We start from the raw sequence: 13,945 nt of genomic DNA on the forward strand, positions 1-13,945 counted from the left end.
GTTTGTAAACAACCCGCAGAGACATGCCTGCCTCAGGCAAAGAGGGGAGTTAGCAAGGGGGCAATCAGTACCATCACCACGCCAGAAACCATCATGGTGATGCAGGCGACCACGCCTTCCTCATTGCCAATTTCCCTTGCCTTGGCCGTGCCCACTGCGTGGGCAGCAGCACCAAATAGTGCGCCTCGGGCCAATCTGGAGCGTAGCGGCAACAGCACTAGCATCAGCTCGCCAAACAGCATGCCCATCAAGCCGGTAATGACGACAAATAAAGCAGTCAGCTCGTGTGATCCGCCCCAGGTGTCGGACACCGCTAGGGCGAAAGGAGTGGAAATGGATCTGGGCAACAGACTACGGGTCAGCTCTGGCGATAAATGAAATAGTTTTGCCAGCAGAACGCAGCTCAGTAGCGCGGTAAAGCAGCCAGCAATGACGCCTGCAGACAAAGCCAGCCAGTGTTTGACCATCAGTGCGCGGTATTCATAGAGGGGTACCGCAAAAGCGACCGTGGCAGGGCCAAGCAGCCATAAGAGCCAGCGTGTATCGGAATAATAGGTTTCATAGGGGGTATGCGTCAGCAGCATAAACGCCACCAGCAGTACCGGTGTTAACACCAGTGGTGCCAGCCACCAGCGTTGATGGCGCGCATATAAAAACTTAGCCAGTGCGTATGCAACAATGGTAAGGACCAGACAAATAAAGGCGAGAGTTGAGACAGATAGAGTCATGATGCCGATCGCTTTTTGGCTTTTGCCAAACGCAGCTGATGTTCAATTTTAAAAAAACGGTCTACCACTAAGGCGGTCACGCACATCACCAGTGCCGTACCTAAGAAAATCACCACTAATAGCTGCCAGCCTTCGCTGATAAAGAGTGCTTTGTATTTCACCATGGCCACCACTGCAGGCACAAAAAACAGCAGCATTTCGGCCAATAGCCACTGAGCGCCATCTTTAACCCAGTTGAGCGGTACGCCTGCAAGCAGTAGTGCAAAGACAATACCCAGCCCTAATACGCCGCCAGGTACAGGTAAGCCGGTGCGTCGCACAAACCAGTCGGATGCCAGCCAAATGGCAATCAGAATGCCAATTTGGGCGAGTACACGGAAAAAGGAAAACAGCTTATCAGGCACCACTTCAACTCCTTGTCATAAGCCTTGATATTACGCCCTCTGAATAAATAGCTGAAATGACTTATTATCATCATATCTATTCCAATTTGGCATGCGTCGTGGATATCAAAGCACTGCGTTATTTTATTGAAGTCGTGAATTTACAAAGTTTTACAGCCGCAGCTGAAGCGTTGCATGTGACTCAGCCAACCATCAGCAAAATGGTCAAAAATCTTGAAGAAGAGCTGGGCACGCCGCTGCTGCTTCGCGAATATCGTCGTTTCCATCTTACCGATGCGGGGCGAGTGGTGCTGAATCGTGGCCTAGATGTATTAGCTGCAGAGGCTCGTCTGCAAGCCGAGCTAGCCGATTTAAATACAATGGCCGTGGGCGAGCTGATGCTTGGCGTACCGCCTTTGGCTGGAATGTTATTTATACCGCTGATTGCCAATTTCAAACGTCTTCATCCAAAGATTGAGCTCAGCTTGCATGAAGAAGGTGGGAAAGCGATTGAAGCTGCCTTGGATGCGGGCGAGTTAGAAGTCGGCGGATTGCTGCTGCCTGTCGATGAAAATCGTTTTGAAACACTGCCGCTGTCTGATGACCGCTTAGTTTTAGTCGCCGCTGCTACATCCAAATGGCAGGGACGGTCTGAGGTGCGCCTGATCGAGCTGAGTACCGAGCACTTTGTGCTTTATAGCGCTTCCTATTCGCTGAACGACAGAGTGCTGGCTGCTTGCCAGACTCAGGGTTTCAGCCCGCAAATTGCAGGGCGAAGCGGGCAATGGGAGTTTATGGTGGCTTTGGTTGAAAGCGGTCTGGGCGTGGCATTACTGCCTGAATCCGTTGCCCGCCGTATTCCGGCCGGCCGTTGTGTGATTGCCGCTTTAAGCGAGCCTGAAATCCCGTGGCGAATCGCACTGGGCTGGCGTAAAGATGTGTATTTATCCCATGCAGCAAGGGCGTGGATTGAAGCTTTGCGCTGAAAAAGAGGGGCTTAAAAAGTGCGGTGTTTTTGCGATGAGACGGAGCGCAGACGAAAAAAAAGGATTTCAGGCTGATGCCATGAAATCCTTTATTTATCAGTACTTAACGAGTGGTGCCCGGGGTCGGACTCGAACCGACACACCTTGCGGCGGGGGATTTTGAGTCCCCTGCGTCTACCGATTTCGCCACCCGGGCTCGTTCAGTGCAGGAGTCGAATTATGTAGAAGCCCGCTCTGCTTGGCAAGTATTATCTGCCGTTAATTGCGGATATTTTCTGGAATATTACATAAATTATTGTTATTTAAGGCGGATTTATTGTTGAGGGTTTGCAGATTCATACATCAGGCTGAACAGAAATCGTATCGTTTGATGGATTTGTCAGCAAACCTCCTGTGCTTTATCCAGCAGAAATAGTTTTATGCTTCTTTTTTAAGTGTTAAAGCACGTTCATACAGGGCGTTTTTAGGTGCGCCGGTAATGGAAACGGCCAGCGCCACTGCTTGTTTGAGCGGCAATTCGGCAATTAAGGGTAATAAAACGCTGTCGTAATCGGCGCCATCGGCTTTTTCTGCACGGGGAGCTGCATTCACCACCACAACCGATTCGCCACGCTCCTGATTACTGTCGCTGGCAACCCATGCGGCCAGCTCGCCAAGTGGCAGGCGGCGGATGGTTTCAAAGGTCTTGGTAATTTCACGGCAGAGCACGGCCTCACGATCCGGGCCAAATACACTGGCCATATCGTTTAAACAATCCACAATACGATGTGGTGCTTCATAAAACACGCTGATGAAATTTTGCTCTTTCAACTCAGTCAAGGCATCACAGCGCTGCTTGGTTTTGGGCGGTAAAAAGCCATAAAACAAAGCGTGCGGGCAATTAAAACCACTGGCGGATAATGCGGTTGTCAGTGCAGATGCGCCAGGAACCGGGATAATCCTGCAACCCGCTGCGTGTGCTGCTGCAGCCAGTAGGGCGCCCGGATCAGAGACGGCAGGTGTTCCGGCATCGGATACTTGAGCGATTGTTTCCCCGGCCAGCATGCGGGCGACAAGCTTTTCAGCCATGCTGTGTTCGTTGTGCTCTCGCAAAGACACCATGGGTGTTGAAATATTAAAATGTTTAAGCAGCTGCCCAGTAACCCGGGTATCTTCGGCTGCAATCACATCGGCTCCTTTAAGTGCGGCAATGGCGCGGGGCGTCATGTCGTTAAGGTTACCGATTGGGGTGGCTACCACATATAATGCGGACTTAATAATAGGATTGGATTCTGTATGCACGCCAAGGCTCTCCTTTTTGCTTCGGAATGGCGCAGTGCGCTAGGGTCCGTACTATACGGTGCTGTACTGCTTACTGCCATAGCCGGTTGTGCTGCTGCGCCTGTTATTGCACCTGTGGCCGCTACTAAACCCGTGTTTACCATTGCCTCACAGGCTACGGCCTCAGCGGTCAGCCCGGCACAGATCTTACCCCTTGTGCCTGCTGAGGCTAAGCCGGTTCGGCGCGATGGTTTTATTGCGGTATTGCTGCCAGGTAAAAGTAAGGCGATGCGTCCTGCAGTAGAGGCGATTAAAGCCGGCGTATTGGCCGCTGAAAAAACCAATGGCAGTGCGGATGTGCCTGTCGTCAAAATTTTTGATACGGATGATGTGCCAGCTGAGGTCTTTGAGCAGTATCAGCAGCTGCAGCAGCAGGGTGCAATCGCGGTTATCGGGCCGCTTACCAAGCCTTCAATTAATTATCTGGCCGATGTGGGCGATTTTGATATCCCTGTCATTGGCTTGAATTCTTTTGACGAAAAAACATTGCGCCGTGCTCAGCTGTATAGTTTTTCTTTGTCTATAGAGCAGGAGGCCCAACAAATTGCCAGACAAATGTTTGATGATGGGCTGCGCATGCCTTTAGTTTTGCAAGGGGACAGCCCCCTTGCCGGCCGGATGGTGCAGGGCTTTGTGGACAGCTGGAAAGAGGCAAATGGCACGAAGCCTACGATCTTTACTTTAAAAGATGCACGCAGCCAAGCGCAGGCTTTAAGAGCTCAGCTGAAAGATGGCGAGCATGATTCAGTCTTTTTTGCCGCAGGCTCAAGGCAAACACGGATTTCCCGCCCATTTGTTGGTAATGAGCGGCCAGTTTATGCCACCAGCCAGATTAATCCGGGTGCTTTAAGTCGGACAGCTCGTGTGGATATGAATGGAATCCGATATTTAGAAACACCGTGGATTTTGCAGCCGAGCAACAGTGAATACGCTTTATTGAATCGGAATCGTTCAAAGTCAAATGATGTTGAGCGTTTATTTGCACTGGGGGTTGATGCATGGAAGCTGGCTGTTTTACTCAGTAAACATGCAGAAGTTGATTTTGATGGTTTGAGCGGGCACATCACCTTGGGAAGCGGCGGATTAATTGAGCGGGAGCTGACGCTTAATACTTTTAGCAGCGCAGAAGAGAGCGCTCCGGTCGCCCCGATACCATGAACAAGCTGGGCCTTGCAGCAGAAAATGCAGCCGTGATTTTCTTGCAGCAGCAGGGTTTAAAAATCATTGGGCGCAACTGGCAATGCCAGCGTGGTGAAATTGACATACTCGCTAAGGACGGTAATACCTTAGTATTTGTAGAAGTGCGGCAGCGGCGTAATGCGCGGTTTGGTGGGGCTGCGGCCAGCATAAGCCCTGCAAAACGCGCTAAACTGCGTGCGACCGCACAATATTACCTAATAAATGTTTCTCCTTTACCGCCTTGCCGCTTCGATGCAATTTGCTTTGAAGGGGAAACGATCAACTGGCTCAAAAACTGTATAGACGCCACTGAGGGATAAAAATGGATTTAGCACAACGTATTCGACAGCATTTTCTGGATAGCATTGACGCCAAGCAAATGGCTATGGAACTGCTGTCCCCAGGGATTCGCATTGGTGCCGAGAAAATGGTGCAAACCTTTATCTCGGACGGCAAAATTTTAACCTGCGGTAATGGTGGCTCAGCTGCCGATGCGCAGCACTTTGCGGCTGAAATGGTGGGCCGTTTTGAGCGTGAGCGACCAGGCCTCGCTGCGGTGGCTTTATCGACCGATACCTCGGCCATTACCGCCATTGCCAATGACTACGACTACGATCTGGTTTTCTCTAAGCAAGTACATGCCCTTGGCCGCCCTGGCGATTTACTGATTGCGATCTCTACATCAGGTAATTCTGCGAATGTGATTTCAGCAATTCATGCGGCACACGATAGGCAAATGAATGTGATTGCCTTTACTGGGCGGGATGGCGGCCAAATTGGTGAAATTCTGTCGGGTGACGACGTGCATTTGTGTGTGCCAGTGCAGCGTACAGCGCGCATCCAGGAAGTACATATCACGATGATTCATGCTCTATGCGACGCGGTTGATTTTATGTTGCTGGGCGGCGAATGATGCGGCTAAAAAGCGCATTACTCGCCTTGGGGCTGGCTGCGTCTTTATCCGCCTGCGTCCCCATTTTATTGGTGGGGGGGGTGGCCGTAGGTGCGATGGTGGGGTCGGATCCGCGTAAGTCAGAAGTCATCAAAACAGATTTTGATTTAGGCGCAAAAATTAGCAGCGATATCATCGATACATGGAAAGAAAAAGCCCATATCAATGTCACTGCATTTAATGGAATGGTATTACTCACAGGCGAAGTGCCGGATGAGGCGGCTAAGGCAAAGGTGTATGAAATTGCTCAGCGCCAGTCCAGGGCTCGTAAAATTTACAACGAAACCGTTGTGTCTGTGCCTTCCACTGCCGCTAATCGTCTGTACGATACGCAGCTGACCGCCAGAGTGAAAACCGCCTTGCTGGCGGATGCCAACGATGCCGACGCCGTTCATTTGCAAGTTATTACCGAGCGTAGCGTGGTTTATCTGATGGGCGTTAGCAGGCCTGAGATTGCCGAATCTGCTGCCCGTGCGGCCAGCCGTGTCTCGGGTGTGCGGCAGGTCGTTAAGCTGGTCGAGCCCTTAGCTGTAAATTAAAGCTTTAGGATGCTTATTAAAAAGCGAGCCTGTTGGCTCGCTTTTTGTTGCTCTGCATAAAAATCATGACCGATGGTCGGCAAGATGGGCAAAGTTTTGCGCGTGCAGTGCTTTTGCTTACAAGGAAAAGGCCGTGTGTGGGCCTGACCATGCTAAAATTGCGGACTGTAAAGTGTGCTTTTAGCGCATTGCCAGCCATCTTGCTTTCTTACTGTCACCATGCTGTTCAGAGAGCCAGATTGCTTTCACGCCTTCCCAATTACTTTTGCTGGAGTACAGGATGACATCCTCGATTTTTACCGCAGTAGACATGGCACCTCGTGACCCGATTCTGGGTCTTAATGAAGCCTTCAATGCCGATACACGTGCTGGTAAGGTTAATCTGGGTGTGGGTGTGTATTACGATGATAATGGCAAGATTCCATTGCTGGCTGCGGTAAAAGCGGCAGAAAAAACCCGTATGGAAGCTCAGCCGCCACGTGGCTATCAAGCCATCGAAGGCTTGGGTGCATACAATCAGGCCGTACAAAATCTGGTGTTTGGTGCAGATAGCGAGCTGGTTTCATCGGGGCGCGTAGTGACTGCTGAAGCCTTGGGCGGTACTGGCGCTTTGAAAATTGGTGCTGATTTCTTAAGACGTCTCGATGCTAACGCCAGCGTTTATATCAGCGACCCAAGCTGGGAAAACCACCGTGCACTGTTTGAGTCGGCGGGTTTTAAGGTAGAAAACTACCCTTACTACGATGTGGCAACGCGCGGCGTTAATTTCACTGCCATGAAAGCGGCTCTGCTTGGCCTGCCAGCAGGCTCGATCATCGTCTTGCATGCTTGTTGCCATAATCCGACTGGCGCAGATATGAGCGATGCACAGTGGGCGGAAGTGGTTGAAGCCTGCCGTGAGCGTAATTTAGTACCGTTCCTCGATATGGCTTACCAAGGCTTTGCTGACGGTATTGATGCAGATGCAGTTGCTGTGCGTTTATTCTCTGCTTCTGGTTTGCAGTTCTTTGTTTCCAGCTCATTCTCTAAGAGCTTCTCGATGTATGGCGAGCGCGTAGGTGCTTTGTCCATCGTGACAGAAAGCCGTGAGGAAGCAGGCCGAGTATTAAGCCAGCTTAAACGCGTGATTCGTACTAATTACTCCAACCCACCGATTCATGGTGGTGCTGTAGTAGCAGCCGTGCTATCGAGCCCGGAATTGCGTCAGCAGTGGGAAGATGAATTAGCAGGCATGCGTGATCGTATCCGTGCCATGCGTACCAGCCTGGTTGCCAAGCTAGCTGAGCGCGGCGTAGCGCAAGACTTTAGCTTTGTCGCGGCTCAGCGCGGTATGTTCTCCTATACCGGCCTGACAGCGGCGCAAGTTGAAGTGTTGAAAGACGAATACGGTATTTACGCTGTATCGACTGGCCGTATTTGCTTGGCTGCACTCAATACTAAAAATATTGATTACGTAGCGGATGCGATTGCTAAAGTGCTGTAATTTTTAGCAAAGATCCAATAAAAAACCCACGAAGCGATTCGTGGGTTTTTTATTGGAAAAAATGTAATGGTTTGGGGTTTTTTGTAAGGTTTATTATTCAGCCGCCGCACCAAGAAAAATACTTTCCACTTTCTTTTTTTCCTGGCTAAAGATGAGTCCGCCATAGATGCTGCCCGCTATAAAATGATTGGCGTCACTCTCCTCTTTATTCCAATAGGGTTTGTAGGCTTTCATCACATCCTGCATGCTGCTGCCAATCCTGATGCCACGGCGGGTACTTAAAGTGCTGGGTGCAAATACGGTAATTGATGCTATTTTTTTTGCGCCGCGTTTTTTCTCTGAAACCATATCCAGCGTAATACCACAATCGGCATAGGCCCACTCCTGATGATAGGCTCCGTCTGCATCCCACAATTTATCAGGCCCGCGTTTTTCCTTACAGCTGATTGTTTTTATGACTTCTTTTTCAGGAAGATCAATCCGCAGATTGCCTATTTTTTCTTCCCGCAGCAGAGCAAATTCGTCTGCTGCCAAAGTCGTATGGCCAATCAATCCCAATATCATGCCAATAATGATTGTTCTGAGTGGTTTCATTAAGACCTCTGTTTAGCTTGAGTGAGTATAGGGTCAGCATGGGGATTTTTTTAAACCTGCCTGATAAGTTATTCACTAATCCGTAATCGCTTTGCGTGAAAAGTCTTTTGGCCTGAAACCTAAGGCAAATAACGCTGCAAAATAAGCACTCGCCCCAGAGATGACTAAAACGCTGAGCCAGCCTGCTCTGACCAGCTTATGCATTCCTGCAAAGGCGGGCATAAAGTGCAGCAGCATAAAGAGCAGGGCGCTCATGGTGGCGACCCCCATGATGATGCGTAACATAAAGCCCTTCCATGCGGCTTGTGGGGTGTAATAGCCCCGTAAACGCAGCGTGCGGTATAGCAAGCCTGCATTCAGGCATGCCCCTAAGCTCATCCCCAGTGTTAGCCCTGCATGTTTGAAAGGCAGGGTATATAAGAAGATCAAGTTAATCGCTAGGGTGGCTAAGAGCGTGATTATGCCGATACGCACTACGGTTTTAATATCCTGCCTTGCATAAAAAGCAGGGGCGAGAATTTTAATCAGGATCAGCCCGATTAAGCCCACGCTGTAGCCCACCAGCGCTTGTTGGGTCATTAATGCATCGTGCATAGAAAACTTGCCACCTTGGAATAAGGTGAGCACTAAAGGCTCGGCAAGGATGGCTAAAGCCACGGTGGCAGGCAGGCAAAGCATGATGCACAGGCGCAGCCCCCAATCTAGTAAGCGGTCGTAGCTGGCTTGATCAGCGCTGGCATGGCTGCGGGCTAGGCTGGGCAGCAGAATCGTTCCTAAGGCCACGCCAAGCACGCCCGTCGGGAATTCCATCAGCCGGTCGGCATAGTAAATCCATGAAACACTGCCTGAAGCTAAAAAAGAAGCCAGATTGGAGTTAATAATCAGGCTGATCTGTGCAACTGAAACGCCAAAAATAGCCGGGCCCATTTGCTTGATGACCCGCCAGACGCCTTCGTCTTTCATATCTAGCTTGGGCCACATCAGCATCCCCAGCTTAGCCAGGTGGGGCAGTTGGTAACAAAGCTGGGCTACGCCACCAATCAGCACGGCAATAGCCAGTGCAAAAATCGGGCGATCCATCAGCGGGGCCAGCCACAGTGCGCAGGCAATAAATGAGATATTTAACAGCGTGGGAACAAAGGCTGGGACAGAAAAACGGTTATAGGTATTTAAAATGCTACCAACTAAAGAGGATAGTGAAATTAGCAAAATATAGGGAAACATATAGCGGAGCAGCTCAACCGCTAGATTAAATTTATCCGGATTCTTAGCAAAACCTGCCGCAGAAAAATAAATAATTGCTGGGGCGGCTAAAACGCCGAGCAGGGTAACTAAAACTAAAACTAAGGTCAGCATCCCCGCAATTTTGGCGATAAATTCTTTGGTTTCTTCTTCCCCTTTGCGTGTTTTGTATTCAGCAAGAGTTGGCACAAAGGCTTGTGAAAATGCACCTTCAGCAAAAATTCTGCGCAGCATATTTGGCAGTTTAAAAGCAGTAAAAAAGACGTCAGTGGCAGCGCCTGCGCCAAATACATGGGCGATAATGGTATCGCGAACGAAGCCTAATATGCGTGAAACCAGCGTCATAGAACTGACTGCGGCCAATGTTTTAAGGAGGTTCATACCGGAGGGTCTGAGTAGTGAGGGCGCAATTATAAGGCCGTATCTTATTCATGTAGCAAGCAAGGTAGTGACTCTCTGAATTTATGGGAAAAATGAGGTTTTTTCGGCGCTTAAGCACAATCAAGTTGATCATTGCTTGCCAGAACGTAAAAGTGGCGCTATCATCGCCGGTTTCCGAATTAGCCCGCTTTTTGGGCAAGCCCGTCAGGAGTTTCAAAACATGGCTAACAGTGCCCAAGCTCGCAAGCGTGCACGTCAGGCTGAGAAAGCCCGCCAGCACAATACCAGCCAGCGTTCCGCTTTCCGCACCGCGATCAAAAAGGTGCTGAAGGCTGTGGAAGCAGGTGATAAAGCTGCGGCTCAGACTGTCTTCCAACAGTCCGTCAGTATCATTGACCGTATCGCTGACAAAGAAATCTTCCACAAGAACAAGGCTGCTCGTCATAAGAGCCGTCTGTCTGCAGCAATCAAGGCTATGGCCTGATTCTACAGATGTTCGAGTGAAGAAAACCCCAGCTTCGGCTGGGGTTTTTGTTTGCCTGTTATTTATGGGTTAGCGGCGTAAGGGGGGCATCCTCAGGCGAAATGCAGGCATAAGACGTTGGTAGTCTGGCTCTTCAAAGGTAAAAAGATGCTCTGCTGCTTCGGAATCAACAAGGCAGCTCAGGCGAACAAATCGACCTGTTTCTTTCCATACTGCAGCAGCTAAGCGCTCGCTAAGCCATTCCGGGCTTTCTGAACTTGCACACTCTGCACTTAAATTAAGTAAGCAAGTATCATTACTTAATGGGCGCTGATCTTGCCATAGCGTTACAATGCCTTCTCGCGCAAGATGAGTGAGGCAGCGCTGGGCTTCAAAGCAAGAAAGCGGTGCAATGCTTAACTGAAGCTGCAAATTGATAGACATAAAGCTCGCTCCTTATATGGGCTGGCCGCTTGTGGGATAAATGCAATGCTTGCGGGGGGACGGAGGATTCGCTTAATTTTATGCGCTTTAGAGGTAGCTTACCGCTGGCAAACGAAAAAACGACAGCAGGTAACAGCAGGGTTTCCTTTTGGGGACCAATTTAAAACCGATGGATGATTGAATATTATCGGATTTATCGCTGCTTACTTGACCGTATATCGGCAGAGCTGACGCGTTTATGCTAAATTTTATCAACGATGCAAGACGAGCATGATTTGATGTCGCAAGTGGATTCAGAACAACTTCATTTACCCCGCATTCTTGTTGTGGATGATTCCCGCATTGTGCGGGCGACAATCAAGAAGCATCTTGCCACCAGCTATGACGTGGTCGAAGCGGCCAATGGCGAAGAGGGCTGGCAGCAACTGCTGGCCGATGAAACAATTCAGCTGCTTATTTCCGATTTAAGTATGCCGGAGCTTGATGGGCTGGGCCTTTTGGCCCGCGCGCGGAGTGCCGGGGATGGCCGTCTGTATTTGTTGCCGGTGATTATTATTTCTGGTGAAGAAGACGACGCAATTAAGCAAAAATGCGTTGAATGTGGTGCGACAGATTTTATTTCTAAATCAACGGACAGAACTGAACTGCTGGCGCGTGTCGCTGCGAATATTCACCTTGCTGCCATGCAGCATGAGCTGGCCATCGTCCGCACAGAACAGGCTCAGGTTGTATCCAGAGATCACAACACAGGGGTGGCCAGCTCGCACTTGCTGATGCTGCAAATGGAGCAATCCATGGCTTACGCCATGCGCCATAATTCTGAAGTGACTCTTTTACTTTTAGAGATCGACCATTATCAGCCGTTAAAGCAAAAGCTAGGCGATAGGCTGGCAGACCAGATGCTCAGCTTGCTGGCAAAGCTGTTGGCGGCAAAATTGCGCCGTGAGGACACGCTGGCTCATGTGGAAGGACCTCAGTTTGCGATTGTGGCGCCCGGTACTTCATTAAGCGAAGTTCGCGTCATGGCCGAGCGTTTAAGGCAGTGCGTATCTGCTGCGCGGATTAATTTTCGTGATGAGCGTTTAGAGGTCAGTGCCAGCGTTGCGGTTGCAAACTCTTGGCATGATGATACGCATCTGGCTCCGGCATTATTCAGTAAGGCGATTACACGCCTTTATGGCTCTTCAGGCGAGGGGCGGATTTTAATGCCGGACGAGAACGTCAATCGTCTGCCTTTATTGCCGCTATCTGATGCGCTGCTGATGCTGCATAAAGGCCATAAGGAAGAAGTACGTCCGCATCTTCCTGCTTTATTAGCAGGGCTTGCGCCACTGATTCATTTGGCGAATGAAGAATACGGGCTGGATTGGTCGCTGGATTTTCTACAGCAGCCTGAAGCGGTCAGTGATCAGGCATAAAGCCGGGTTCAAGTTATGCCAGTTGTGCTTCCTGATGGGCCAACCGGCGTTGCTCAACAAATAAGCTGTTCCCCATTTTACTTTTTGCCAGATGCTTGGCATGGGTCGCGGCTGCAGCAACTTCATGGTGCGTTAAATAGACGCCGGTATGCGCTTCAATCACCCCGATTGATAAGCTACTCAGTGGAAAATGCTGCAGCTCACCGCGGCGGTCTGTGCTGCTATAGCCATTTTGCAGCTGATGCTCGGGTTTAAATAAACTTTGCACCTTAAGCTCAAATTCTTTGAGTAAATTCTGGCAGCGCTGCTTCCAGTCTTCTGAACGAAACAGAATCATAAAATCATCCCCGCCAATATGCCCGACAAAATCCATTTGGGGATCGGCCACGCTGAGGAGTAGCTCTCCCAGCATGCGTATCATTCTGTCTCCGCAAGCATAGCCATACACATCGTTATAGGGTTTAAAGTGGTCAAGATCGATGTAGGCGGCTGTGAAATTGCGTTGTTCTGTCAGTAATATTTCTATTTGTTCTTCGATAGGTACATTGCCGGGTAATAAGGTAAGCGGGTTTGCATGGCGTGCGGCCCGAATTTGTAATTCGGTAATGGCGCGCATCAAATCATGGCCTGTCCCCATCCCTAAATAATGCCCCTGTCCGGTAATGATAAAGCCATCGGCAAGGTGCCTGTGATCCGCTGCGGTGACGAGCTGGGATAATTCTTGCAGGCTGGTTGAGTGCTCCACAATCAGAGGCGTGCAATCCATTAATGCTTTGCAGGGTTTATTGCCATACAGCTCGTTGGCAAAAGGCCGGCCAAAAAATTCAATGACTTCATGACGGCGTAAGAGGCCAACGGGCCGGCCTTCATCAATCACAGGCAGGGCATGAACCAAGGGGTATTTACTGAAGATGCGGCAAATTTCAGTGCCACTTTGTTTTGGAATCACGGTGGGCACTTCAACAAGCAGCTGCCCGGCGCTCTGTTCTTTGAGCCCGCTTGGGCGATGGTCTTTTTCCTGCAGATTAAGATTGAGCTGTCTGGGCGGGTGGGCATTAGGACGTGCAATAAAATAACCCTGTACATAGCCAATACCAATTTTTTGCACGACGTGTAAATCGGCCTGGCTTTCTATGCCTTCAGCAATGACGCGGGTGCCGGTATTGAGTGCGATATGCTGAATGGATCGTACAAACTGCCTTTTTTGCGCATCGTCTGCCAAGCCTTGGATAAAGTATTTATCAATTTTGACAAACTCAGGTTTGAGCTCTGACCATAGTCTGAGTGAAGAAAACCCTTCTCCCAGATCATCGAGCGCAATTTTAAAACCCATGTTGCGGTAATGCAGCAGCGCTTCTTTAAGCAGATTGTAATCGTGGGTGGGCTGGGTTTCGGTGAGCTCAATGACAACACGTTGTGGTGTAAGGCCTGCATCTGTTAATAAGGCCAGCGTTGCGCCTGGCTTAAAGTCCTGCTCGGCAAGACAAGATGGAATCACATTCAGAAACAGCCGCCCGGATAATTCTTCTTTTACAAATGCCTTAATGACGGCTTTGCGGCAGGCAAAATCCAGTGCATGCAAACAGCCCAGCTCTTCGGCAACGCGGAAAAGATTGATAGGAGAATGAAGAAAGCTGGCTGAAGGGCCACGGATAAGCCCTTCATAGCCAAAAATTTCGCCGTCCCGGGTTGATGCAATAGGTTGAAAAAGAGCCGTTAACTGGTTTTGGCTAATAATATTTTCAAGTTCGTGCTTGAGCGACTCAAGGCAGGGTGATTCATTCATATAAAGCCAAATATGCAACGTGAATTGTAAGAATAACAGTGGTGAGT

General features: G+C 49.8%; 16 protein-coding genes and 1 tRNA gene. 8 read left to right on the forward strand and 9 right to left on the reverse strand.

Annotated features, from left to right (window positions below):
• Nucleotides 1-32: 32 nt before the first annotated feature.
• Nucleotides 33-728, reverse strand: a complete 696-nt coding sequence (locus tag DYD62_RS18845; protein WP_115228987.1) for an LrgB family protein — start codon at nt 726-728, stop codon at nt 33-35.
• A complete protein-coding gene (locus DYD62_RS18850; RefSeq protein ID WP_115229974.1) occupies nt 725-1,132 on the reverse strand; it encodes a CidA/LrgA family protein in 408 nt (135 codons plus the stop codon). Before DYD62_RS18850 ends, DYD62_RS18845 begins: the two co-directional genes overlap by 4 nt.
• 98 nt (nt 1,133-1,230) lie before the next feature.
• On the opposite strand from DYD62_RS18850, the gene DYD62_RS18855 reads away from it, so the two are divergent.
• A complete protein-coding gene (locus DYD62_RS18855) occupies nt 1,231-2,097 on the forward strand; it encodes a LysR family transcriptional regulator (protein ID WP_115229975.1) in 867 nt (288 codons plus the stop codon).
• 111 nt (nt 2,098-2,208) lie between these two features.
• Here DYD62_RS18855 and DYD62_RS18860 read toward each other — a convergent pair.
• Together DYD62_RS18860 and rsmI are read right to left on the reverse strand one after the other, a co-directional pair.
• Nucleotides 2,209-2,293: transfer RNA gene (locus tag DYD62_RS18860), tRNA-Leu, on the reverse strand.
• Nucleotides 2,294-2,514: 221 nt separating this feature from the next.
• Nucleotides 2,515-3,378, reverse strand: a complete 864-nt coding sequence (rsmI, locus tag DYD62_RS18865; protein WP_257212600.1) for a 16S rRNA (cytidine(1402)-2'-O)-methyltransferase — start codon at nt 3,376-3,378, stop codon at nt 2,515-2,517.
• On the opposite strand from rsmI, the gene DYD62_RS18870 reads away from it, so the two are divergent.
• Genes DYD62_RS18870 through DYD62_RS18885 form a run of 4 tightly spaced genes read left to right on the forward strand, consistent with a single transcriptional unit; the run spans nt 3,373 to nt 6,087 of the window.
• The gene (locus DYD62_RS18870) at nt 3,373-4,575 is read left to right on the forward strand and encodes a penicillin-binding protein activator (protein ID WP_115228990.1); all 1,203 of its coding nucleotides are present in this window, start codon (nt 3,373-3,375) and stop codon (nt 4,573-4,575) included. The two genes, rsmI and DYD62_RS18870, sit on opposite strands and share 6 nt — an antisense overlap.
• The gene (locus DYD62_RS18875) at nt 4,572-4,916 is read left to right on the forward strand and encodes a YraN family protein (protein WP_099398635.1); all 345 of its coding nucleotides are present in this window, start codon (nt 4,572-4,574) and stop codon (nt 4,914-4,916) included. Before DYD62_RS18870 ends, DYD62_RS18875 begins: the two co-directional genes overlap by 4 nt.
• A gap of 2 nt (nt 4,917-4,918) precedes the next feature.
• Nucleotides 4,919-5,509 (forward strand): phosphoheptose isomerase, encoded by a 591-nt coding sequence (locus tag DYD62_RS18880; RefSeq protein WP_099398634.1) that lies wholly within the window; start codon nt 4,919-4,921, stop codon nt 5,507-5,509.
• Nucleotides 5,506-6,087, forward strand: coding sequence for a BON domain-containing protein (locus DYD62_RS18885; RefSeq protein WP_115228993.1), 582 nt, complete (start codon nt 5,506-5,508; stop codon nt 6,085-6,087). Before DYD62_RS18880 ends, DYD62_RS18885 begins: the two co-directional genes overlap by 4 nt.
• Nucleotides 6,088-6,267: 180 nt before the next feature.
• Here the strand turns inward: DYD62_RS18885 and DYD62_RS24255 are convergent, their stop codons facing one another.
• Entirely contained in the window at nt 6,268-6,399 is a 132-nt protein-coding gene (locus DYD62_RS24255) for a hypothetical protein (protein WP_267896139.1), read from the reverse strand.
• Between DYD62_RS24255 and DYD62_RS18890 the strand changes: the two genes are divergently transcribed.
• Nucleotides 6,368-7,570 carry an amino acid aminotransferase gene (locus DYD62_RS18890; protein WP_115228995.1) on the forward strand — a complete coding sequence of 401 codons (1,203 nt, stop codon included), beginning with the start codon at nt 6,368-6,370 and terminating at the stop codon, nt 7,568-7,570. The genes DYD62_RS24255 and DYD62_RS18890 overlap by 32 nt on opposite strands.
• Nucleotides 7,571-7,663: 93 nt before the next feature.
• Here DYD62_RS18890 and DYD62_RS18895 read toward each other — a convergent pair whose 3' ends face one another.
• Both DYD62_RS18895 and murJ read right to left on the reverse strand, forming a co-directional pair.
• On the reverse strand, nt 7,664-8,164 hold the full coding sequence (locus tag DYD62_RS18895; protein ID WP_115228998.1) for a hypothetical protein: 501 nt from the start codon (nt 8,162-8,164) through the stop codon (nt 7,664-7,666).
• A 75-nt stretch (nt 8,165-8,239) separates the two neighbouring features.
• Nucleotides 8,240-9,787: a murein biosynthesis integral membrane protein MurJ gene (gene murJ, locus DYD62_RS18900; RefSeq protein ID WP_115229001.1), complete on the reverse strand. Its 1,548-nt coding sequence runs from the start codon at nt 9,785-9,787 to the stop codon at nt 8,240-8,242.
• Between the two features lie 220 nt (nt 9,788-10,007).
• Here murJ and rpsT point away from each other — a divergent pair, with 220 nt between their 5' ends.
• On the forward strand, nt 10,008-10,271 hold the full coding sequence (gene rpsT, locus DYD62_RS18905) for a 30S ribosomal protein S20 (RefSeq protein WP_099398629.1): 264 nt from the start codon (nt 10,008-10,010) through the stop codon (nt 10,269-10,271).
• A 69-nt stretch (nt 10,272-10,340) separates the two neighbouring features.
• On the opposite strand, the gene DYD62_RS18910 is transcribed toward rpsT, so the two are convergent.
• Nucleotides 10,341-10,694 carry a hypothetical protein gene (locus DYD62_RS18910; protein ID WP_115229004.1) on the reverse strand — a complete coding sequence of 118 codons (354 nt, stop codon included), beginning with the start codon at nt 10,692-10,694 and terminating at the stop codon, nt 10,341-10,343.
• 278 nt (nt 10,695-10,972) lie between these two features.
• Here DYD62_RS18910 and DYD62_RS18915 point away from each other — a divergent pair, with 278 nt between their 5' ends.
• Entirely contained in the window at nt 10,973-12,112 is a 1,140-nt protein-coding gene (locus DYD62_RS18915) for a diguanylate cyclase domain-containing protein (protein WP_165928719.1), read from the forward strand.
• Between the two features lie 13 nt (nt 12,113-12,125).
• On the opposite strand, the gene DYD62_RS18920 is transcribed toward DYD62_RS18915, so the two are convergent.
• Nucleotides 12,126-13,898 carry a GGDEF domain-containing protein gene (locus DYD62_RS18920; RefSeq protein ID WP_115229010.1) on the reverse strand — a complete coding sequence of 591 codons (1,773 nt, stop codon included), beginning with the start codon at nt 13,896-13,898 and terminating at the stop codon, nt 12,126-12,128.
• Between the last annotated feature and the right edge of the window lie 47 nt (nt 13,899-13,945).

Origin of the sequence: Iodobacter fluviatilis (assembly GCF_900451195.1) — a bacterium.
In the GTDB taxonomy this organism is placed as follows: Bacteria; Pseudomonadota; Gammaproteobacteria; order Burkholderiales; family Chitinibacteraceae; genus Iodobacter; species Iodobacter fluviatilis.

Coding starts and splice junctions, on each gene's coding strand:
- DYD62_RS18880 (WP_099398634.1), top strand. CDS start 4,919: ATGGATTTAGCACAACGTATTCGACAGCATTTTCTGGATAGCATTGAC.
- DYD62_RS18895 (WP_115228998.1), bottom strand. CDS start 8,164: ATGAAACCACTCAGAACAATCATTATTGGCATGATATTGGGATTGATT.
- DYD62_RS18920 (WP_115229010.1), bottom strand. CDS start 13,898: ATGAATGAATCACCCTGCCTTGAGTCGCTCAAGCACGAACTTGAAAAT.
- DYD62_RS18885 (WP_115228993.1), top strand. CDS start 5,506: ATGATGCGGCTAAAAAGCGCATTACTCGCCTTGGGGCTGGCTGCGTCT.
- DYD62_RS18915 (WP_165928719.1), top strand. CDS start 10,973: ATGTCGCAAGTGGATTCAGAACAACTTCATTTACCCCGCATTCTTGTT.
- DYD62_RS18875 (WP_099398635.1), top strand. CDS start 4,572: ATGAACAAGCTGGGCCTTGCAGCAGAAAATGCAGCCGTGATTTTCTTG.
- DYD62_RS18890 (WP_115228995.1), top strand. CDS start 6,368: ATGACATCCTCGATTTTTACCGCAGTAGACATGGCACCTCGTGACCCG.
- DYD62_RS18845 (WP_115228987.1), bottom strand. CDS start 728: ATGACTCTATCTGTCTCAACTCTCGCCTTTATTTGTCTGGTCCTTACC.
- DYD62_RS18910 (WP_115229004.1), bottom strand. CDS start 10,694: ATGTCTATCAATTTGCAGCTTCAGTTAAGCATTGCACCGCTTTCTTGC.
- DYD62_RS18870 (WP_115228990.1), top strand. CDS start 3,373: ATGCACGCCAAGGCTCTCCTTTTTGCTTCGGAATGGCGCAGTGCGCTA.
- murJ (WP_115229001.1), bottom strand. CDS start 9,787: ATGAACCTCCTTAAAACATTGGCCGCAGTCAGTTCTATGACGCTGGTT.
- DYD62_RS24255 (WP_267896139.1), bottom strand. CDS start 6,399: ATGTCTACTGCGGTAAAAATCGAGGATGTCATCCTGTACTCCAGCAAA.
- rpsT (WP_099398629.1), top strand. CDS start 10,008: ATGGCTAACAGTGCCCAAGCTCGCAAGCGTGCACGTCAGGCTGAGAAA.